Annotated in this window: 28 protein-coding genes and 1 pseudogene; 5 read left to right on the top strand and 24 right to left on the bottom strand. The window is 68.0% G+C overall.

Translation table 11 applies throughout. The features are described 5' to 3' along the window. Positions 1-49: 49 nt before the first annotated feature. The 3 genes from NKG98_RS03550 to NKG98_RS03540 are packed head-to-tail and all read right to left on the bottom strand — an operon-like array spanning position 50 to position 1356. The gene (locus NKG98_RS03550; protein WP_254768295.1) at positions 50-640 is read right to left on the bottom strand and encodes a DUF655 domain-containing protein; all 591 of its coding nucleotides are present in this window, start codon (positions 638-640) and stop codon (positions 50-52) included. Between the two features lie 45 nt (positions 641-685). Further along, positions 686-1042, bottom strand: coding sequence for an RNA polymerase Rpb4 family protein (locus NKG98_RS03545; RefSeq protein ID WP_254768294.1), 357 nt, complete (start codon positions 1040-1042; stop codon positions 686-688). Further along, on the bottom strand, positions 1039-1356 hold the full coding sequence (locus NKG98_RS03540) for a 50S ribosomal protein L21e (protein WP_254768293.1): 318 nt from the start codon (positions 1354-1356) through the stop codon (positions 1039-1041). The genes NKG98_RS03545 and NKG98_RS03540 overlap by 4 nt, the downstream gene beginning before the upstream one ends. Positions 1357-1493: 137 nt before the next feature. On the opposite strand from NKG98_RS03540, the gene NKG98_RS03535 reads away from it, so the two are divergent. Continuing rightward, the gene (locus NKG98_RS03535; protein WP_254768292.1) at positions 1494-2060 is read left to right on the top strand and encodes a GNAT family N-acetyltransferase; all 567 of its coding nucleotides are present in this window, start codon (positions 1494-1496) and stop codon (positions 2058-2060) included. Positions 2061-2126: 66 nt separating this feature from the next. Beyond that, positions 2127-3287 (top strand): cystathionine gamma-synthase, encoded by a 1161-nt coding sequence (locus NKG98_RS03530; protein WP_254768291.1) that lies wholly within the window; start codon positions 2127-2129, stop codon positions 3285-3287. A gap of 2 nt (positions 3288-3289) precedes the next feature. Here the strand turns inward: NKG98_RS03530 and NKG98_RS03525 are convergent, their stop codons facing one another. The 4 genes from NKG98_RS03525 to NKG98_RS03510 all read right to left on the bottom strand — a co-directional run bounded on the left by NKG98_RS03525 (position 3290) and on the right by NKG98_RS03510 (position 6776). Next, entirely contained in the window at positions 3290-3592 is a 303-nt protein-coding gene (locus NKG98_RS03525) for a HalOD1 output domain-containing protein (RefSeq protein WP_254768290.1), read from the bottom strand. Between the two features lie 213 nt (positions 3593-3805). Continuing rightward, complete coding sequence (locus tag NKG98_RS03520) at positions 3806-4624, bottom strand: helix-turn-helix transcriptional regulator (protein WP_254768289.1); 819 nt, start codon at positions 4622-4624, stop codon at positions 3806-3808. After that, complete coding sequence (locus tag NKG98_RS03515) at positions 4624-5619, bottom strand: hypothetical protein (RefSeq protein WP_254768288.1); 996 nt, start codon at positions 5617-5619, stop codon at positions 4624-4626. Before NKG98_RS03515 ends, NKG98_RS03520 begins: the two co-directional genes overlap by 1 nt. A 62-nt stretch (positions 5620-5681) precedes the next feature. After that, positions 5682-6776, bottom strand: coding sequence for an RNA ligase (locus tag NKG98_RS03510; protein ID WP_254769417.1), 1095 nt, complete (start codon positions 6774-6776; stop codon positions 5682-5684). A 135-nt stretch (positions 6777-6911) separates the two neighbouring features. Between NKG98_RS03510 and NKG98_RS03505 the strand changes: the two genes are divergently transcribed. Then, positions 6912-7310, top strand: coding sequence for a hypothetical protein (locus NKG98_RS03505; RefSeq protein ID WP_254768287.1), 399 nt, complete (start codon positions 6912-6914; stop codon positions 7308-7310). Positions 7311-7358: 48 nt separating this feature from the next. After that, complete coding sequence (locus NKG98_RS03500) at positions 7359-8051, top strand: RNA ligase partner protein (protein ID WP_254768286.1); 693 nt, start codon at positions 7359-7361, stop codon at positions 8049-8051. A 34-nt stretch (positions 8052-8085) separates the two neighbouring features. Here NKG98_RS03500 and NKG98_RS03495 read toward each other — a convergent pair whose 3' ends face one another. The 3 genes and pseudogenes from NKG98_RS03495 to NKG98_RS03485 form a co-directional block, all read right to left on the bottom strand. Next, complete coding sequence (locus NKG98_RS03495) at positions 8086-8352, bottom strand: elongation factor 1-beta (RefSeq protein ID WP_254768285.1); 267 nt, start codon at positions 8350-8352, stop codon at positions 8086-8088. Positions 8353-8354: 2 nt separating this feature from the next. Then, positions 8355-8534 (bottom strand): HVO_2753 family zinc finger protein, encoded by a 180-nt coding sequence (locus NKG98_RS03490; protein ID WP_254768284.1) that lies wholly within the window; start codon positions 8532-8534, stop codon positions 8355-8357. A 93-nt stretch (positions 8535-8627) separates the two neighbouring features. Further along, positions 8628-9014 (bottom strand): annotated as a pseudogene (locus tag NKG98_RS03485) (tripartite tricarboxylate transporter permease); the annotation flags it as partial. A gap of 50 nt (positions 9015-9064) precedes the next feature. Between NKG98_RS03485 and NKG98_RS03480 the strand changes: the two are divergent. Beyond that, a complete protein-coding gene (locus NKG98_RS03480) occupies positions 9065-10363 on the top strand; it encodes a site-specific integrase (protein WP_254768283.1) in 1299 nt (432 codons plus the stop codon). 2 nt (positions 10364-10365) lie between these two features. Here NKG98_RS03480 and NKG98_RS03475 read toward each other — a convergent pair whose 3' ends face one another. The 14 genes from NKG98_RS03475 to NKG98_RS03410 all read right to left on the bottom strand — a co-directional run bounded on the left by NKG98_RS03475 (position 10366) and on the right by NKG98_RS03410 (position 17355). Continuing rightward, positions 10366-10572 carry a hypothetical protein gene (locus NKG98_RS03475; protein ID WP_254768282.1) on the bottom strand — a complete coding sequence of 69 codons (207 nt, stop codon included), beginning with the start codon at positions 10570-10572 and terminating at the stop codon, positions 10366-10368. Beyond that, complete coding sequence (locus NKG98_RS03470) at positions 10569-10946, bottom strand: hypothetical protein (protein ID WP_254768281.1); 378 nt, start codon at positions 10944-10946, stop codon at positions 10569-10571. The genes NKG98_RS03475 and NKG98_RS03470 overlap by 4 nt, the downstream gene beginning before the upstream one ends. Before the next feature lie 100 nt (positions 10947-11046). Continuing rightward, entirely contained in the window at positions 11047-12276 is a 1230-nt protein-coding gene (locus tag NKG98_RS03465; protein ID WP_254768280.1) for a DUF7563 family protein, read from the bottom strand. Next, positions 12273-12491, bottom strand: coding sequence for a hypothetical protein (locus NKG98_RS03460; RefSeq protein WP_254768279.1), 219 nt, complete (start codon positions 12489-12491; stop codon positions 12273-12275). Before NKG98_RS03460 ends, NKG98_RS03465 begins: the two co-directional genes overlap by 4 nt. Next, positions 12484-12825, bottom strand: coding sequence for a hypothetical protein (locus NKG98_RS03455; RefSeq protein WP_254768278.1), 342 nt, complete (start codon positions 12823-12825; stop codon positions 12484-12486). Before NKG98_RS03455 ends, NKG98_RS03460 begins: the two co-directional genes overlap by 8 nt. Next, positions 12815-13945 carry a hypothetical protein gene (locus NKG98_RS03450; RefSeq protein WP_254768277.1) on the bottom strand — a complete coding sequence of 377 codons (1131 nt, stop codon included), beginning with the start codon at positions 13943-13945 and terminating at the stop codon, positions 12815-12817. Before NKG98_RS03450 ends, NKG98_RS03455 begins: the two co-directional genes overlap by 11 nt. Next, positions 13938-14207, bottom strand: coding sequence for a hypothetical protein (locus NKG98_RS03445; protein ID WP_254768276.1), 270 nt, complete (start codon positions 14205-14207; stop codon positions 13938-13940). Before NKG98_RS03445 ends, NKG98_RS03450 begins: the two co-directional genes overlap by 8 nt. Next, on the bottom strand, positions 14200-14343 hold the full coding sequence (locus NKG98_RS03440) for a hypothetical protein (protein ID WP_254768275.1): 144 nt from the start codon (positions 14341-14343) through the stop codon (positions 14200-14202). Before NKG98_RS03440 ends, NKG98_RS03445 begins: the two co-directional genes overlap by 8 nt. Then, positions 14340-15119 carry a DUF5131 family protein gene (locus tag NKG98_RS03435; RefSeq protein WP_254768274.1) on the bottom strand — a complete coding sequence of 260 codons (780 nt, stop codon included), beginning with the start codon at positions 15117-15119 and terminating at the stop codon, positions 14340-14342. Before NKG98_RS03435 ends, NKG98_RS03440 begins: the two co-directional genes overlap by 4 nt. Further along, a complete protein-coding gene (locus NKG98_RS03430) occupies positions 15119-15859 on the bottom strand; it encodes a hypothetical protein (protein WP_254768273.1) in 741 nt (246 codons plus the stop codon). The genes NKG98_RS03435 and NKG98_RS03430 overlap by 1 nt, the downstream gene beginning before the upstream one ends. Next, the gene (locus NKG98_RS03425; RefSeq protein ID WP_254768272.1) at positions 15856-16260 is read right to left on the bottom strand and encodes a DUF7344 domain-containing protein; all 405 of its coding nucleotides are present in this window, start codon (positions 16258-16260) and stop codon (positions 15856-15858) included. Before NKG98_RS03425 ends, NKG98_RS03430 begins: the two co-directional genes overlap by 4 nt. Further along, complete coding sequence (locus tag NKG98_RS03420; protein ID WP_254768271.1) at positions 16257-16730, bottom strand: hypothetical protein; 474 nt, start codon at positions 16728-16730, stop codon at positions 16257-16259. Before NKG98_RS03420 ends, NKG98_RS03425 begins: the two co-directional genes overlap by 4 nt. Beyond that, entirely contained in the window at positions 16730-17062 is a 333-nt protein-coding gene (locus NKG98_RS03415; protein WP_254768270.1) for a hypothetical protein, read from the bottom strand. Before NKG98_RS03415 ends, NKG98_RS03420 begins: the two co-directional genes overlap by 1 nt. Beyond that, the gene (locus tag NKG98_RS03410) at positions 17059-17355 is read right to left on the bottom strand and encodes a hypothetical protein (RefSeq protein WP_254768269.1); all 297 of its coding nucleotides are present in this window, start codon (positions 17353-17355) and stop codon (positions 17059-17061) included. Before NKG98_RS03410 ends, NKG98_RS03415 begins: the two co-directional genes overlap by 4 nt. Positions 17356-17389: the final 34 nt, after the last annotated feature.

Genomic DNA, 17389 nt, shown 5'->3' with positions numbered 1-17389 from the left:
GCGACTGTGCGGGGCCCGATTCGCCGGTTCGGGGGAAACCGCGCCCGTCTCACTCCGCGCGCTCGCGCCGGCCCACGAACGTGCGGTACTTCAGGTCGTCGTCGCGCAGTTCCTCGAGGATCCGCTCGACGAGGATCTCGTCGGGGTCGTGCAGCCCCGAGACGCGCTCCTCCAGGTCATCGAAGCTCTCGAACGGCTTGCGCTTTCGCTCCTCTAGGATGCCGTTTCGTAGCTTCTTCCCGATGCCGGGCAGGAGATTCAGCTGGTGGAGCCGCAGCGTGATCGGCTGGGCCTCGTTGTAGAAGTCGACGAACCGCTCCTCGTCCTCCTCGACGAGGTCGTGGACGACGTACTCGATCTCGGACTGGGCGCCCGAGGAGAGGTCCCCGTACTCGACGGACCGACACTGGACGACCGCCTCGCGCTCTTCGGTCGGTTCGACGACGACGCGCCGACCGATGGTCACGCGGACGTCCTCGTCGAAGGCGACCTCGTACAGCTGGAAGTCGTCGACGCCCATCGCGTATCCCGCCGGCGACTTCTGGTACCGCGGACGGTCGTCGCCGGAGAGGCCGTGCGGGAGGTAGTCCAGCACGACCGCGCGGCGAACGTCGCCCTCGTCGCGTTCGGAGTCACTCATTGCAGGAGAGTACGGCGACCGGTCACTTAAATAGTCTGCCCGAGTTCAGACGTAGCGGGCGACCACGTCCAGAATCTCGTCGAGTTCGTCCCCGGAGAGCGAGTAGCGCTGCTGGGCGAAGACCGACCGCAGTTCGTCGCGGTTCCGCGGCAGGAGGTTGGCGATCTTGTACGCCGTCGCCTCGTCGACCTTCTCGAGTTCGCGCAGTTCCTCGACCAGTTCCCGGGACTCCTCGGGGTCGAGGACCGCAAACCGGTTGACGTGTTCGATCGCCCGCGCGAGTTCGTAGCGGAGTTCGCGGTCCTCGTCGAGGGCGCGCTCGGCCTCGATGTCGGCGAGTAGCTCCTTGACCTCCGGAACCGTCAGGTACTCCTCGTCGACGATCTCCTTGAAGATCGTCATTCCTGGTCGGGCAGGTTGTCCTCGCCTTTCTGGCCCGTGAGGTGGGCAGCCGTCACGATCAGCGTCTTCTCTTTGCCGCCGTCGGTGACGCGTACCTTGAACGCGCTGCCCTGCTTGCCGACGACTTCGCCGGTCTGACCGTCGAAGCGCGGGTGAAAGCGTCCGTTGGAGACGCTCGGGTCGATCTTGAGGTGGACATTCTGGCCCACGTCGTACTCCTGGATCGCCCGCTGTGGCGGGGAGGTGCCGCGCTCTCGGGGATCGTTGGCGAGTTTCTTCCGGGTTCCCTGGCGAGGTCCATTGGAGTTCGGCATAGTCGTACGCCCCTCTTGTCCGGTGACCGTTATAAAACGCACGTTCCGCGTCCGTGCGCGCCGGTCGAGGCGCTCCTCCCGTCGGAGGATACCACGCTTCAAACAGGCTTATCCGCGCCGGCCGAGTGCTCCGTGCCATGCCCGGCGCAGCGATCGAGCGCGGCGACCGCGTGACCCTCCGTACGGCCGAGTCCGAGGACGTCGAGTTCCTGCAGCGGGGGTGTACGAACCCGGAGATCCGGTATCCGCTGGCCTCCAGAGTGCGAACTCGCGACGAGATCGAGGCCGCGCTGGCCGAGAGCGACGACGACAGGCTACTCGTCTGCCTCGACGCGGACGGTGCCGGACCCGGCGCGCCCGAGGCCGACGAGACCCGTCCGATCGGGGTCGTCAACGTCGAGGACGTCGACTGGAAGCGCCCCGAACTCAGCTACTGGCTCGTCCCGGAGGTCCACGGCGAGGGCTACGGCTCGGAGGCCGTCGCGCTCGCCGTCGACTACGTCTTTCGCACGTACGGAACCCCCGCGGTCAGCGCGCGGGCGTTCGCGTTCAACGACGCCTCGCGAGGGCTCCTCGAGTCGCTGGGCTTCGCGGAGGAGGGACGGCTCCGGAAGTTCATGTTCGTCGACGGAACGCACGTCGACTGCGTGATCTACGGCCTCCTCCGGACGGAGTGGGACGGCCCGGACCGGGGTCGTCGCTGAGGCGGCGACCCGTCGACGCCGGCGGAGAAGGCAAGCGTAACTTACCTCCGCGCCGTCGCCCCGCGTATGGACGACGACCAGCGGATCGAGACCCGCGCGATTCACGCCGGCCAGGAGCCCGACGAGGAGACCGGCGCGCTGATGACGCCGATCTACGCGAACTCCACCTACGAGCAGGACGCCCCCGGCGACCACCGCGGCTACGAGTACTCCCGGACCGGCAACCCGACCCGCACGGACCTAGAGGAGAACCTCGCGAGCCTCGAAGGGGCGGAGTACGGCCGCTGTTTCGCCAGCGGCATGGGCTCGATCAACACCGTCCTCAACCTGCTTTCCGCCGGCGATCACGTCGTCACCGGCAACGACGTCTACGGCGGCACCCACCGCATCTTCACGCAGGTCTACGAGGACTACGACGTCGACTTTTCGTTCGTCGACATGACCGACCTCGACGCGATCGAGGCGGCCTTCCGCGAGGAGACCGAACTGCTCTGGCTCGAGACGCCCACCAATCCCCTCATGTCGATCGTCGACGTCGAGGGTGCGGCCGAAATCGCCCACGACCACGACGCGATCTGCGCCATCGACAACACGTTCGCGACGCCGTACCTCCAGCGACCGCTGGAACTGGGCGCCGACGTCGTCTCCCACTCGCTGACGAAGTACCTCGGGGGCCACTCCGACGTCGTCGGCGGCGCCCTGCTGACGAACGACCCCGACCTCGACGAGCAGTTCGGCTTCTACCAGAACGCCGTCGGCGCGACGCCCGGCCCGTTCGACTGCTTTCTCGTCCTCCGCGGGACGAAGACCCTGCCCGTCCGGATGGAGCGCCACTGCGAGAACGCCCGCGCCATCGCCGCGTGGCTCGAGGACCACCCGGACGTCGAGCGCGTCTACTACCCCGGCCTCGAGAGCCACCCCGGCCACGAGGTCGCCGCGGAGCAGATGGACGACTTCGGCGGCATGCTGAGCTTCGAACTCGACGCGGGCATGGAGGAGGCGAGCGCGGTCGTCTCGAACACCGAGGTGTTCACGCTGGCGGAGAGCCTCGGCGGCGTCGAGAGCCTGATCGAACAGCCGGCGCCGATGACCCACGCGGCGATCCCGCGTGAGGAGCGCATCGAGGCCGGCCTCACCGACGCCCTGATCCGCGTCAGCGTCGGCATCGAACACGTCGACGATCTGATCGCCGACCTCGAGGCGGCGATCGACGCCGCGTTACGCTAGGGTCACGCCGGCGGTTCGACGCGGAACGTCCCGTCGGCTTCGATCGTCACCCGGTGGTCGGCGATCGTCACCGAGACGTCGCCGTCGATCTCGACCGCGTCGTTTCGACGGGCCGCACACAGCGCGTCGATCGTCTCCGGATCGCAACACTCGTAGATCGGACGCATCTCGAGCGGGTCGCGGTCGGTTATCTCGGCGATCGCGAGGACGAGTTCGACGCTCACGTCCGCCTCGGGCGAGGGGACGAGAACGTACGCCTCGGCGTCGGCGTCGTACTTCAGGTCCGGGGATGGTCGATCGGTCATCGTGGAACTCATGGTCGTCTCTCGCTCGGGCCCGCCCGACCCGTCGGACGGGAGGGGTACCCGACGTCGTCCACCCTACCTCTCGTCGGCGCTTATATTCACCGCCGCAACCAGTACGACCCCCGACGTCGATTCCGGAGGTGAAACTCGTTCGGCTCCGACAACGGTGTCACTCGTGAAACGACGACCGGAGCCCCGAACGGGGACGGCAGTTCAGGGGGCTTTGTGCCGCGATTCCGCGAGGTACCGGTCGTAGAGGCGACGGGCCCACCGGATCGCCTCCGGGGAGTCCGCCTCCACGAACACCCGCGCGATGCCGTTCTCGTCGTGGGCGGCCATCCCGATTTTCCCGTCGAGGAGGAACAGTTCGAACGGGACCGAGTCGTGGACGTACACGTCGAAGTTCCCCGTCTCGATCGCCCCCCTCGCCTCCGACTCGTACTCCGCGAGGACGATGTCGAGGATGTCGGCGTCGAAGATCGCCTCGACCTCGGTCCCCTCGAGGATCTCGCGGTGAGCGACGTCGACGTAGAACGGGGAGATGACCGACGTGAAAAGCCGGAGGGAGTCGGCCTCCTCGATCAGGTCCATGATCCGGCGGACGGTAAAGTGTGGCTGGCGCGGCTTCGGCACCGTCACCGTCGCGTCGGCGAAGTGTTCGATCGGGACGTCCTCGACGTCGACGAGGTTCAGGAACGGTTCGAGCGAGATCGCGGCCGCGATGCGCCGCCCGTAGACGTCCGTCTCCCGGGCGACGACGTCGCCGACGCCGGTGAGTTCGAACCGGCCGTTCGACTTCTCGATCAGGTTCAGTTCCTCGAGCGACTTCGTCGCCCGGTGGATCGTCGACCGGGAGACGTCGAGGGCGGCTTCCAGTTCGCTGGCGTCGGCGGGCCCCGATCGTAGTTCGGCGAGGACGTTCGAGCGGCGAACCGCCTCGATGAGCAGGTCCCGATCGATCCCCGCGGGCCAATCGTCCTCGTCGGGTGGCGGTTCGACGGTGTGGGTCTCTCGTGGTCCGGTAGCGGTCATCACTTCAGTCCCTCGCTGGCGACGTGGTACCGGCGGACGGTCTCGAACCCCTCGAGGTACGACTCGACGTCGACCGATTCGATGACGGGTTCGAGCGCCTCGACGGCGGCGAAGTCCTCGTGCCACTGCCGGAGGTAAAAATCCTCCACATCGTTTTCGTCGATCCGTCGGGCGATCGTCTCGACCCGCTCGTCCGTCGGTTCGTCCCGCAGCGCCTCGAGTTCCGCCAGCGTGACGACCCCGCGATCGAGCGCGCGGGCGATCACGCCCGAACTCAGGTCGCCCTCCGCGAGTTCGCGCTTCCACGTGGTGAGCCAGTTGCCGATCCGCGCCATCCGCTGGGTGCGCGCGAGCACCCGCCGCAGCGGCGCCAACTCCGTCGCGTCGAATTCGGGCGAGTGCAACAGATCGACGTCGGCGCAGACGTAGACCAGCATGTTGTGGGCGTCGTAGCGGCTGACCTCCTCCGGGGCGAGGAGTTCGAGGTGCCGGTTCGCGAGCGCGGAGAACTCGATCGCGGTCAGCGCCTGCCGGAAGTCGAACCGGAGCACGTCCGCGAACTCCGGGGCGCGGGGGGCGTCGGCGACGATCCCATCGAACCGGTCCCAGACGGTCGCCGCGAACGAGACGAGGTCGGCGTCGACCCCCTCGCGGTCGGGGCGCGGATGCAGGTGGTCGAACGGGACCTTCGACGCCTCCTCGAACGTGGCCCGGTCGCCGTGGGACTCGGCGACGTCGTCGACGGCCGAGACGTAGATCGACGCGAGCAGTTTGGCGGTCCGCACTCGCTCGGCCGCCGCCGGATCGACACAGGAGAGCCTGACGTGCGGAAAGAGCCGGTGGAGCCACCGCCAGATGAACGAGTCGCGGTCGCCCGCGACGCGCGCGTACTCGTCGAGTACGGGTTCGACGGCCGCCGGGAGGTCGTGGGTCGCCACGTCGTCTCGCAATCGCTCCACGTCGCTCTTCGAAAGGGAGCGGAACTCGTCGCTCATTGACAGCCGTGACGTGGAAGGGGACGGAGTTAGGTGTGTCGCCCGATCTAGATGTGTGGCCCTCACTCGCGGACGACGTGTCCGTCGAGGTAGTTGCGGATCTTGTCGTTCGTCGACTGCGCCCGCTTGCGGAACGTGAGCACCCGGTCGCCGTCCTCGCGCCGGTCCGTCTCGACTTCGAGTGAGAGCCCCTGACCGCGGAGGTGTTCGACCAGCGCGTCGATCGCCTCGTCGTCGCCCCGGACGGTGTGGCGCTCGCCGACCGTGCCGCCCTCGTCGACCGTCCGGAGGGAGTCGCGCATCGAGAGCAGGATCGCCTCGCCGAGGTCGTGGGCCCGCTCGCGGGCCCGCTCGTCGGATTCGTCCCACTCGACCGACTGGAACGCCTCGCGGATGAGCCGCCGGAACATAAACGCCTGCCCGTAGTCGAACGGCAGCGAGAACGCGAACGCGAGGTCGCCCCGGTTGGCCGCCGAGGTCGTGTACTTCAACTGGGTCCGCGCGTCGGCCGACTTCATCACGACGCCCTCGCGACCCTCGGCGTCCAGTTCGGCGACGGCCTCGCGGACGGCCGCGGCCGTCTCGTCGACGTCGTAGACGCCGAACAGCCGCGTCTGCGGGACGCCGAACGACTCGTAGCGCTCGCGGCGCTGGCGGACCGACAGCGGGTCGCCCGACTCGCGGTCGCGCCAGTCGAACGCGCGGAAGGCGATCGAGTCGACCGCGGGGTAGTCGTGGCTCGTGTAGGGGTTCTCCGGGCCGATCACCTCGCCACAGAGCATCGCCTCCGGATAGGCCTCGAAGATCGGTTCGAAGTCGACGTCGAGGCGCCGGTCGAGCAGCCACGTGGTGTACGGACAGATCAGCCCTCCGCGGGTGAACGCGAGGACGTCGCCGTCGACGCACGCGACGCGGACGTTGTACCCGTTTAACTTCTCCTCGACGGCCACCTCGGCGTCCTCGAAGTGGTTCGGGACGCCCTCCGAGAGGACGAGCGTCCGGGGCACCTTCGGGAACCCGCGGACGACGACCCCCTCCAGCAGGACCGTCCCGCGCTCGACGCCGCGCCGGTAGTCGGGGACGTGTCGGTACTCCCGGCCCTCGTACTCGCGACGTTGGAGGTGCTCGGCGAGGTCCTCGAAGGCCTCCTCCCCCATCCCGAGTCGCCTGTGGTACGGCTCCGCCACGGTCTGTCACCCGGTCGGGGGTACGCGTCCCGCGCCCATAACGGCTGTCCGCGGTCGGGTCGAAGAGTCGAAACCGTCATCGGCGCGCGCCGACAACGTCCGCCAATGCGACTCGAACTCCGCGTCTGCCAGCACTGTCTCGACGGCGACCACGGCGACGAGCGCCGGACGGCGATCCTCAACGACATGGTCGCCTGCGCCGAGCGGGTCAAGGAGTACAAGGACGTCCTCGGACTCGAGACCGTGAACATCCAGAAGGTAACGGGGACCGACGGCGGGAAACCGGAGACGCTGCCGGTCGTCACGGCGACGATCCAGAACGACCAGATCGTCCTGAACGACACGCAACTGGTCGCCGAGGGCGAGGACGGCACCATGCTCGTCTACCCAAACCCGGGGGACATACTGAAGGTGCTCGCGGGCAACCTCGACGAGGTCAGCAAGGTCGTCGACGAGGACGTCACGGTCGACCTCTCCCCGGAGGCGGCGCGACTGCTCTCCTGACTGCCGGCGCGGTCCACTTATTTGCCGTCGCGGACCCAAGGTCGCGACATGGCAGCCGATCCGTTCAAACAGCGGTTCGTCCTCGACACCTCCACGTTCCTCACCGAGGAGATCCGTCGGGGAGACGAGTCCGCCGAGGAGGCGATCCACCGCCTCCTCGACCTGATCGCGCGGGCTCGCCTCCACCTCGGCATCTCCTGTTACGTGCCGCCGACGATCCACGACGAACTGACGACGATGCTCGCGGACCGCGACGTCGACGAGGACCTCTTCGCGAGGCTCAACACCTGGGTGATCCGCAAACACCCCGACCGGTACGCGGTCACGATCCCCGCGAACGTCGTCTACAGCTTCGTCGACGAGATGAGCGACCGCGTCGACCGCGGCCTGCGCGTCTCCGAGGAGGCCGTCAGGCGCGCGGAGGCCTCCGCGAACGAACCCCTCGACGACCACGAGTACAAGACCGAGGTCGACGCGGTGATCGCAGACCTGCGCGAGAAGTACCGGCGGGCGATGCGACGGGGCGTCCTCGACTCCCGGGAGGACTTCGACCTCCTGATCCTCGCCCGCGAACTCGACGCGGGCGTCGTCACCGAGGACACCGGCATCGTCGCCTGGACGGAGGACTTCGGCCTGCGCTATCTCAGGGGCCGGGAGTTTCCCGCCCTCCTCGAACAGTACCTGGAGGCCGTCGACGCCGGCCTCCCGGAGTCGAGTTCGAACGCGAGTTCGGACGGCTGACCGCGACGCCCGCGCGAAAAAACCGTTTAGATCCTCAGATCCGGCCGACGTTCTCGACGCCGACGCTCTCGACGCCGTCGACCGCGGAGAACTCCTCTTCGACGGCCTCGGTGCCGCCGGCGCCGTCGGGGACGATCACGGTCGGGTAGAGGGCGACGAGGCCGAACGCGACTTCCTCGCGCTCGACGCCGTTGATCTTCGCCCCTTCGGGGAGGGAACTCTCGAGGCGCTCCTGGAGCGCGTCGAGGTCGATCTCGGGGCTGTTCGGCATGACCTTGATTTTGGCGGCGACTTTTCCCATGGTTACGGTCCGGTGAACCCGCAGTCGGGGCACTCGTAGAGGTTGCTCTGCTTGCGGCACTTCGCACAGCGGTAGATCTGCGTCCCGCAGTCGGGGCACTTGAACGACGCGGCGTTCGTCCCCGCGATGTTGATCCCGCAAGAGACACAGGAGCGCGTCCCTCGCTCGTCCGTCGTACTCATACCCACCCTTTTCCGCCCGCCGCTTTTAACGATTGTCTTTCCCACTCCGGGCGCGAACGTCGGCGGCGGTCGGCGTCGAGTTCGCGGCCCCGCTCACGAACTGAAGATCAACGGTCCGATCAGGACGCCCATGAGGTGGACCCGGCGAGCCCCGAACCGGACCGGGACCAGTCCGACCGTCGCGGCGACGGCGAAGACGGCGACCCCGAGCGGGCCGGTGAACAGAAACGAGAGGGCGACCAGCAGCGAGAGCACCGCGGCCGAGAGCTTCCAGTACTCGGTCCGGCCGACCACCTCGAGGTAGGCGTCGCCGACGACCAGCGTGAGCGCGAACGCCAGCGCCCCCGCGAGGAGGACGGCCGCGACCAGCACCGGAAGGTCGACCGGCGCGTCCGCCCGCTCGAAGGCGACCATCACGCCGGTCCGCGGCCGGCCGATCGCCGCGAGCGCGAACAGGGCGAACACCGCGTTCGCCGTGTTGCAGACACGCCAAACATTATTGTGTCAGAACCTGACTGTCCAGATAGTTCATGGCTACGACGCCGCGCGACCGACTCAACCGCGAGAAGAACACGATCGACGAACTCGCTGACGTCGGCGAACTCTCGCGAGATGTTCGCGACGCGCTCCTTGAGTGGGCTGACGCGCTCGATGGCGAGACGACGCGCCGAAAATACTTCGACGCCGACGGGAGCGAGAAGACCTACGCTCCGCGGTCGATCGAGGCCTACCTGCAGAGCCTCCGGCTGTGCGTCGAGCGCGGCTGTGATCTCCTCAAGTGTTCGGCCGAGGAGTTCAACGCGTTCATCGATGGCCAGCACGACGACCGTGGCCTCTCGAAGACGACGCTCGCCCGCTACCAGTCCGCCGCACGGACCTTCTACCGCTATCACGATACTCTCGGAGTCGACCCCGACGATATCCACGTCTACAGCGAGCGGTCGCCGCCGCGCCACGACGAACAGGATATGTTCACTCACGATGAGGTCGACGCACTTCGCGAGGCGTGCGAGACGCCGCGAGACCGGGCCTTCCTCGAGTTGCTCATCTTCACCGGTCAGCGCATCACCGCACTTCAGACGCTTCGCATCCGGGACGCCGACGTCCAAGAGGGCGTGATCTACCTCAACGACGACGTCGACGGACTGAAAGGCGCTGCCGATCGCGGTCGGAAGCGACCGATGTTCGGCGCGCGGAAATACGTCCGTGACTGGCTGCAGTACCATCCTCGAAAGGACGACCCCGACGCGCCGCTGTTCGTCGGCGATCCGAAGAACCACCGGACGAACCTCGACGAGCCATGGAGCGATCCCGGGATCCGCCAACACCTGAAGCGCATCGCCGATCGGGCTGGCGTCGATAAGCCGGTGAATCCGCACAACTTCCGACACTACTTCGTGACCGTCATGAAGCGCGACTACGATCTCGACAGCGACACGCTGCGGTCGTTGCTCGGTGTCGCACCCGACAGCACGATCCTCGAGACGGTCTACGCGCACGTAACGAACGACGAGTACGTCGAGAAGGCCGAGATTGCAGTCGGCTACCGCGAACCCGAGCGCGAGAGCCCCATGACTCCCGACGCCTGTCCGACGTGTGGCGAACTCCTCAAAGATCACTGGCGTCGGTGCCCGTCCTGTGACGAACTCTTTGGCCCCGACATCGAGCAGCTGGCCGAGGAGACTGACGCGGCGTCCGACGACGCACTTGACGAGGCGCTCGATAGCGACGACCCGCTGTCTGCCGAAGAACGTCAGGCCGTCCGAACCGTCCTCGAGGCGATCGACGACCCAGTCACCCTCGCTGACGAACTCGAGAGTTCGAACTGACATCACTCCTCACCTCGCGCGAGTTTCGGGAGCGTCTCGAGGCCAGCTTCTTCGCAGTCGTCCGGGTTCGGTTCTTGTCCGTCCGCGATCGCGAGCGTGATCCGGGCGAGTGCGCCGAGTTTCCCGTCACGTTCTGCAAGCTCTTCAGTGCCGGCACGGACGTCGTCGTCGTTGCGAATTGAATCAAACGGCGTATTGCTCGTACTCATTCGGAGGTCACCTGATTGCGGACGTACTGCTGTTCGTCACGCGGGCGGTCGCCCAGCGGGACGGTCGAGACGAGCGCGCCCATCCGCGCGAGGACGAGCATATCGCTCTCGCGGTGGTAGCGCGCGACGGCGCCGTTGGCCGCGCTCGGGTAGTGGACGGGCTCGCCGTCGTGCCACGCTGTGACGACGTCGCACTCGGTGTGGGCGGGCGCCCGGCGGGCCCACTTGCGGTAGACGTGGTCGCTGACGTGCCCGATGGCCATCTCGACGGCCCGGTATCGCTCGCGGATCGCCTCGTCGATCGCGGGGTCGGTCGCGGGGTTCCAGCGCCGGCGAGGGTCGGCATCGCTGTCGGCGTCGGTGTCAGTGGCCATCACACGATCACCCCCACGACGTAGGCGCCGGCGAGGACCGCGAGGTAGGCGGCGAGGAACCCGATCGTGCCCTTAGGGGTCAGCTGCGCGCGCTCGCACATCAGACACCACCCCCGCGCTTGCTGCGCTTCTCACGGATCGTCTGGGCGTCCGCCTCGCGGACGAGGTTGTCGCAGTTCGGGCAGGCCCGCGGGGCGCCCTCCTCGTCGGGCTCAAAGACCCGGGTGAACTTCTTGTCGAGGTGGGCGCCGCAATTCGAGCATCGGTTCGCGTTACCTGCCGACCCGGAGTAGTCGCGAAAGGCGACGGCGCCGCCATCGTTCGCGACCGATCGCTCAGGCTCCTCGGCCACTTCGTCGACGGCCTCCGTCTCCTCGTCGCCGGCCTCGTCGACGGCGGCAACGCCCTCGAACTCGTAGTCGGTCAGATTCGAGAGTTCGATCCCGTCGGGTCCGACGACGTCGGAGAGGCCGTAGACGCCGAGCGCCCGGAGCGTCCGCTCGGGGCTCCAGCCGGTCGCGTCGACGATGTCCTGGAGCGTCTCCCCCTCGCGAACGATCTCCTCGAACTCGCCGGGTTCGAGGTAGCCGAGGTGTGCCTGCGGGACGCCGTGGTCCTCGGTGCGGTGGACGTAGTACTCGAAGCTGGTTTCGCAGGCGACGCCGCAGGCGCACTGGTAGCGTCGCGACGACCCAGCGTCGGCGCCGTCTTCGGCCTCGGTTTCGGTCTCGTTCTCGGATTCAGCACCGGTCTCTTGGGCGCCGTCCGCCGCCGCGCTCTCGTCCTGGTCGTCGTCGCCGGCGGCGCCGGATCCTTCGGCGCCGTCGTCCGCGTCCGCCTCCGCGAGGTCGACATCGGGTGCCTCTGACGTGGCCTCTGACGTAGTGTCGTCCTCGGTGGAGGGGTCGCTCTCCTCGCTGTCCTGCTGGCGTTTCCGTGCCTCGACGAACGGGTCCTCACCGGTGTCGTCGTCCTCGTCCTCGGGCTCGTCGTCCGCGTCGCCGCCGCCCTTGTGCGCACGGCCCTTGTGGATCGCGAGACCGCGTTCCGATCCCGTGTAGTCACAGCCGGGGACGTCACAGGCGTACTCGTCGGCCTCCTGATCAGTGTCCGCGTTCTGGTCGTCAGCTACCGACTCGTCGGCACCGGTCGCCGGCGCGACCGCCCCGATCGCGAGGTCGCCGTCGGCCGGTGCGATCACGACCAGTTGGCCTGTGACCGTCTGGTCGTCCCAGTCGAGGACGTGCGCGCGGTCGACGTCGACCGCCGTCTCTTCGAGGGCCTCGACGACGTCGGCGAGCCGATGGAGCGCGTCGTCGACGTGGCTCATGCGGACTCACCTCCGACGTCGGTGTCGGCGGCGGGGCCGAGGGCGCCAGCACACCGCTGGCACTCTCGGAGGTCCCACGCCTCGGCAGTCTCGCGCTGCCACGTCTGGACGCGGTGGTCGGCCTGCGCGACGTACCGGCAGTCGGGGTCGGTGTGGTAGACGCGCCGACTCGCGCTGTGGCAGGCCACGTAGACGACGCCCTCGTCGTCACGCATCGCGACCACGCTCCGTAACCCGGTAGAGGTAGCCGTCCGGGTAGCGGCCGTAGAGGTCGTAGATCGCCTCCCGCCATTCGTCAGCAGAGGCGAACCCGCTCAGGTCGGCGTGGGCTTCGAACCGGCTGCACGGCAGGCCGGGATCGACGGGCCCGATCTCCTCGACGAGGACGTCACCTTCCTTCGGGCTGGTCCGGCTCTTTCGCCACCACGTCTCGCCCGTGGTTCGCCGGCCCTGCCGGAACGAGACGACCTCGCCCTCGTTGACGAGCTGCGAGCGCGCGATCTCGTTCGCGAAGATGATCGGACCGACGTTCGCGCCGTTACTCGGCATCCCGACCACCCCGCTGCTCAGCTCCCGTGCAAATGTCACGGAGCGTTCGTTGCTTTGCGCACTGGATAGAAGGAACTGAGTCGGGATCTGAAGCGACTGCTGGCCTGAAGAGTCGTCCCAGAAGAGTTATTACTTGACACTGGCAGGGCGAAATATGGAAACGCCATTGGCAATCTTCCTTCTTGTTTTCGGGGCCCCTGGTGCGATCTGGCCGTATAAGCTCGCGCGGTTCGAGGAGCAACTTGACTCGATCGGGAGCAAGCGGTCCTGGTCCGAAGTCGAACCAGCAGATTGGAAAGTGGCACTCACCCGAATTATGGGAGTTGGAATGGCGATCGTCGGAGCCCTGGGCCTGATTGCCGGGTGACAACGAACGATAACTCTCGCTCGTCGCTGTATTACGACCGCCGTCGGTGACGAGTTCGTGATCGCGATCGTCGGGCTCGTCGAGGCCGGCCGCGGCGAGGACGTCCGCAGGCGACCGGCCGAACTTGCTCGTGTCCACCTCGCGCCGGATGCCGAGCGCCTCGAAGGCGCACTCCTCGCAGAGCCGAGCCTCGAGGTCGGCGTCGGTGAAGTGACCGAGGTCGTACGCCTTCGGCGCTCCGATACGGGGCTTGTGCCGGCAGGGCGTCGCCGGCGCCTCGCGGTCGGCGTCCGTGGGGACGTGGATCGCCTGCGCGCGCTGGCTGGGGAACCGGACCCAGCAGTCGACGCGCTCGCGAACGGCACCGACGTCGATCGCCGGGTCGAGTCGCCGACCACCATCCGCCCGCAGTTCACTCGCGCGCTCGAACTCCCCGCCGTCGGGGAGCCGCTGCTCGTCGCTCTCGCGGTCGAGGGAGGCGACACAGGCCTCGCAGGCGTCGGCGCCGTCGACGAACCGCGGGTCGTCGCGAACGCCGGCGACCGGCGTCTCGAGGATCGTGCCGCAGGCCGCGACGTGGCGCTCGCCCTCGAAGTACATCGAGGCGTGCCACATCTCGGTGAGGTCCTGGACCCAGCACTCGACGTCATCGTCGAGGTTGTCCGCAGGCGTCCCGTGGCGCCGTTCGAGCGCCTCGTGGCGACACTCCCGGCAGAGGTACGAGCGACCGCCACAGACGTCGCAGTCACTCATCGCTGCCGTCACCCCGATTGATGTCGACGGCGTCGATCGGCGTGAACTCGAGTTCGAAGTCAAAGGCTTCGCCGTCGAGCGGGTTGACATGCGTACAGACGAATCCGTTGCACCGGGAGAGGTGCATCACCTCGTGGAGGTGGTCGACCGGGATATCCTCCGGAACAACGACGCAGGCGCGCGTGTTCCGGATATTGGTGTAGCAGACCGTTTCCGTCTGGACGCCGTTCGCGAAGGCGTAGTAAGCGTTACCGTCACTCATCGGCATCACCGCCGGTGGGCTGGGCGAGCAGCAGGTCGTCGTCGCCGTCGTCGACGAGGATGGTCTCGCCGCCGAGGTCGAGCGAGTCCCCGACCGACCGATCGACCGCGCCGACGACCTCGTAGCGGAGCGTCATGCGACCACCTCGTCGGTAAGGAACTCCTGCGGTGCTGGGACGACGCCGTCGGGCAGCGCGGGGAACTCCTCGATTCGTTCGGGGCCGTCACCGAGATCGAGGCGGACGTCGCGCTCCGGGTGCGGCCCGCTGTGCTGCTTGAAGAACACCGCGACGTCCTGCTCCCGGCACGCGGTGACGAGGGCGCGCGCCCACGCGGGATCCATCTCCCGTCGGTGGTCGGCGGCGCCGGATTCGCCACCGATGATCGCCCAGTCGATCCCCGCGAGGTCAGGGTCCGTGACGGGCTCGACGAGCGGCTCGAAGCTGACGAACCGGGTCGTCGCGTCCTGCTCGCGAAGCCAGTCGAGGCGGTACTCGCGGCGCGCCGACTCGACGCTCACGCCCAGCATGACGTTCTCCGGCAGGCCGACCGGGACGTCCCGATCGGCGTCCGGCCCGTGCTTCGTGAGAACCTGAAACGCGGAGGCGGGCATGTCCGCGCACGCCTCCAGGACTGCCCCGACGAACGCGTCGGGCACCTCGGCGTGCAGCAGGTCAGACATGCTGTTGACGAACACCCAGCGCGGGTCGCGGAGGCGGTCGCCGAGGTAGTGCGTTTTCAGCTGGACGTTCGCCTCTGCATTGACGTGCGTCCAGTCGGCCTCGGTGTGGCCGTAGCGCCGGCTCACCGCCTCGGCGTAGCAGTTCCGACACCCCTCGCTCGTCTTCGAGCACCCGTGGACGGGATTCCACGTCGTGTCCGTCCACCGGATGTTGGTCTCGGTGAACGACATCAGGCGCTCACCCGCTCGCGGTCGCCGTCGAGCGTCTCCTGTTCGGCCTCGGTCTCGTCCTCTTCGGGGACGAAGGCAATCGGGACGATCTCCTCGTCGACGAACCGGGCGAACTCCTCGATCGGCCACTCGGCGGGCTCCCAGACGGCGAAGTATCCAGAGCCGTAGAGGACCAGCCGGACGAACTCGCCGCGCCAGAGGGTCGTCAGCGCGACGCCGACGTCGGACTTGATGGCGTCTTTTTTGAGCGCACCTTGCCCCCACTGGATCGAGACGTCGTCGACGTTGTACTCGCGCGAGGCCATCTCGATCGTGTAATCGCGGTCGGCGTCGCGCTGGTTGCGGACGAACTGCGCGGGTGAGAGGGCGACCGGCTCGATCTCGACGCCCGTGCGCTTGACGAACGCCGTAAACGGCCAGTCGACGTCGAGGTGTTCGTCCTCCTGCCGTGGGGAGTGCGTGCGCTCGGCGACGAGCCAGCCGCCGCCAGTGACGTCGCCGATCCAGTCCGAAGCGACCGTGCGCGTGCGCGTCTCGCGTTCGACCTCGATCTCGTGGCCGTCCATCGAGACGATCTCCTCTTCTTTCGGGACGCGCCCGGCGACGGTCCCACGCTGGACGGTCAGGTCGTCGAGGTAGCTGACTGCCGACTCGACGTGGAGTGCGCGGTGGGTGTCGTGGTAGTTCGCGAGCGGCTCGGCGGCCGGCTCGACGAGGAACGCGAGGGTGCCGGCGATCACGCCTCGTCACCCCTCACGGTCTCACCGGCAACGCGCTCGGCGACGTCGATCACTTCGGCGAGGGCCGCGGCGTTCGGCCCCGGACGGTACGCGCGCTCGCGGTCGTCGACACACTCGACGGCGCCGACGTCTTCGAGCGCGTCGAGGTGGGTCTGGTAGAGCGCGACGTAGACGGCCTTGCGCTCGGCCCCGTCGAAATCGGGGCCGAACTCGACGGCGGCGACGTACTCCGCGAGCTGCGAGATCGTCACGACGTCCTCGGGCCCGTGGTCGCGCGCGAGATGCTGGACGAGGTGGCGTCGCCGCCGGTTGCGGACGGCCGCCAGCAGGTCGTCGACGTCGACGTCCTCGGCCTGCGGCCCGGCCTCCGAGCCGAGGCCGAAACGCTCGCGGAGGGTCACGCCCCGTCACCTCCGATCTGGTCGGCCGCGGCGAGCTCGCGCGCGGCCGCAACGGCGTCCGCGTCGATCCCGGCGTCGGTCGCGTAGCGTTCGAGGACCGCGACCGCGTTCTCGTCATCCTCCGCCGCGCGGGTGAACAGCTTCTCGAGCAGGTCGATCGCCAGCGCGTTCTGGATGCGGTCGAGGTCGGCGTTCGCCTCCTCGACGGGGACGCGCGCCAGCCGCGAGCGCGGAAAGTCGTAGGTCCCGCTGAAGGTGGCCGTCGGTGCGTCCGGCAGGTAGACGCAGGTGTAGACCGGCTCGTCGTCACCGACGCCGAGCAGCGGGTGGCTCTTGTACGCCGCGAGGTCGAAGTCCTCGCGCTCGCGGTAGGCGGCGACCGAGTCGGCCGCGATGGCGACGACCTGCATCTTTCCCCGCTCGACGAGGTCGTGGACGACGTCGCCGGGGCGGACCTCCGCGTCGACCATCAGGCGTCACCCCCGATGTGGTCGGCGACCTCCTCGTCGGTCGCTTCAACGATGTGCTCGCGCAGGGCGCCGGTCCACTCGCGTTCGCCGGCGGTGACGTCCTCCGGTTCGCCGTGGATGTCGCACATCGCGACCTCCCGCAGGCCGTACTTCCCGAGCAGGACGATCGTGTGCGTCGCTGGTTGGCCGCACTTCGTCGGGACCGTGCGTTCGACGTCGGGGTCGGCGTCGTCCCAGTGCTGGCACTCGGCACTCGCGAGCGCGGAGTGCGCGCCGACGTACTCCGGTTCGAGCATCGGCTCGACGTCGTCGGCGTCGACGAACCCCGTCATCGCGCATCACCCGCGGCGATCGCGTAGGTGGTGGTGAGCCACTCGTCGTCGCCGGCGCCGACGATGTGCAGCTGGCCGGCCGGCGTCAGCGTCGCGACGGGGCGGGTGTACTGCGCGTCGCGGGCGTCCGCCTCGGCGGCGTCGAACTCCGTGACGATGCGGGTCCGCCGGGTGTGGGTGGTGTCACCGGTCTCGACATTATCGGCCCTAACAGTTTTGGCGTCGCTCTCTTGGTCTGATGCGATACTCCTATCATTGCGGGACGTGTCGTCCCGCGTGGCGTCGTACGTCATGGGTATTGACGTGTGGTGAGCATCCACCTGCGCG

Source organism: Salinilacihabitans rarus (assembly GCF_024296665.1).
In the GTDB taxonomy this organism is placed as follows: Archaea; Halobacteriota; Halobacteria; order Halobacteriales; family Natrialbaceae; genus Salinilacihabitans; species Salinilacihabitans rarus.
Note: the sequence above shows the minus strand (reverse complement) of the source record. Positions and strands in the feature narration are given on the sequence as shown.

Excerpts from the sequence above, each read along its gene's own strand:
- NKG98_RS03550 (WP_254768295.1), bottom strand. The coding sequence starts at position 640 with ATGAGTGACTCCGAACGCGACGAGGGCGACGTTCGCCGCGCGGTCGTG.
- NKG98_RS03545 (WP_254768294.1), bottom strand. The coding sequence starts at position 1,042 with ATGACGATCTTCAAGGAGATCGTCGACGAGGAGTACCTGACGGTTCCG.
- NKG98_RS03540 (WP_254768293.1), bottom strand. The coding sequence starts at position 1,356 with ATGCCGAACTCCAATGGACCTCGCCAGGGAACCCGGAAGAAACTCGCC.
- NKG98_RS03535 (WP_254768292.1), top strand. The coding sequence starts at position 1,494 with ATGCCCGGCGCAGCGATCGAGCGCGGCGACCGCGTGACCCTCCGTACG.
- NKG98_RS03530 (WP_254768291.1), top strand. The coding sequence starts at position 2,127 with ATGGACGACGACCAGCGGATCGAGACCCGCGCGATTCACGCCGGCCAG.
- NKG98_RS03525 (WP_254768290.1), bottom strand. The coding sequence starts at position 3,592 with ATGACCGATCGACCATCCCCGGACCTGAAGTACGACGCCGACGCCGAG.
- NKG98_RS03520 (WP_254768289.1), bottom strand. The coding sequence starts at position 4,624 with ATGACCGCTACCGGACCACGAGAGACCCACACCGTCGAACCGCCACCC.
- NKG98_RS03515 (WP_254768288.1), bottom strand. The coding sequence starts at position 5,619 with ATGAGCGACGAGTTCCGCTCCCTTTCGAAGAGCGACGTGGAGCGATTG.
- NKG98_RS03510 (WP_254769417.1), bottom strand. The coding sequence starts at position 6,776 with ATGGGGGAGGAGGCCTTCGAGGACCTCGCCGAGCACCTCCAACGTCGC.
- NKG98_RS03505 (WP_254768287.1), top strand. The coding sequence starts at position 6,912 with ATGCGACTCGAACTCCGCGTCTGCCAGCACTGTCTCGACGGCGACCAC.
- NKG98_RS03500 (WP_254768286.1), top strand. The coding sequence starts at position 7,359 with ATGGCAGCCGATCCGTTCAAACAGCGGTTCGTCCTCGACACCTCCACG.
- NKG98_RS03495 (WP_254768285.1), bottom strand. The coding sequence starts at position 8,352 with ATGGGAAAAGTCGCCGCCAAAATCAAGGTCATGCCGAACAGCCCCGAG.
- NKG98_RS03490 (WP_254768284.1), bottom strand. The coding sequence starts at position 8,534 with ATGAGTACGACGGACGAGCGAGGGACGCGCTCCTGTGTCTCTTGCGGG.
- NKG98_RS03480 (WP_254768283.1), top strand. The coding sequence starts at position 9,065 with ATGGCTACGACGCCGCGCGACCGACTCAACCGCGAGAAGAACACGATC.
- NKG98_RS03475 (WP_254768282.1), bottom strand. The coding sequence starts at position 10,572 with ATGAGTACGAGCAATACGCCGTTTGATTCAATTCGCAACGACGACGAC.
- NKG98_RS03470 (WP_254768281.1), bottom strand. The coding sequence starts at position 10,946 with ATGGCCACTGACACCGACGCCGACAGCGATGCCGACCCTCGCCGGCGC.
- NKG98_RS03465 (WP_254768280.1), bottom strand. The coding sequence starts at position 12,276 with ATGAGCCACGTCGACGACGCGCTCCATCGGCTCGCCGACGTCGTCGAG.
- NKG98_RS03460 (WP_254768279.1), bottom strand. The coding sequence starts at position 12,491 with ATGCGTGACGACGAGGGCGTCGTCTACGTGGCCTGCCACAGCGCGAGT.
- NKG98_RS03455 (WP_254768278.1), bottom strand. The coding sequence starts at position 12,825 with ATGCCGAGTAACGGCGCGAACGTCGGTCCGATCATCTTCGCGAACGAG.
- NKG98_RS03450 (WP_254768277.1), bottom strand. The coding sequence starts at position 13,945 with ATGAGTGACTGCGACGTCTGTGGCGGTCGCTCGTACCTCTGCCGGGAG.
- NKG98_RS03445 (WP_254768276.1), bottom strand. The coding sequence starts at position 14,207 with ATGAGTGACGGTAACGCTTACTACGCCTTCGCGAACGGCGTCCAGACG.
- NKG98_RS03440 (WP_254768275.1), bottom strand. The coding sequence starts at position 14,343 with ATGACGCTCCGCTACGAGGTCGTCGGCGCGGTCGATCGGTCGGTCGGG.
- NKG98_RS03435 (WP_254768274.1), bottom strand. The coding sequence starts at position 15,119 with ATGTCGTTCACCGAGACCAACATCCGGTGGACGGACACGACGTGGAAT.
- NKG98_RS03420 (WP_254768271.1), bottom strand. The coding sequence starts at position 16,730 with ATGGTCGACGCGGAGGTCCGCCCCGGCGACGTCGTCCACGACCTCGTC.
- NKG98_RS03415 (WP_254768270.1), bottom strand. The coding sequence starts at position 17,062 with ATGACGGGGTTCGTCGACGCCGACGACGTCGAGCCGATGCTCGAACCG.
- NKG98_RS03410 (WP_254768269.1), bottom strand. The coding sequence starts at position 17,355 with ATGACGTACGACGCCACGCGGGACGACACGTCCCGCAATGATAGGAGT.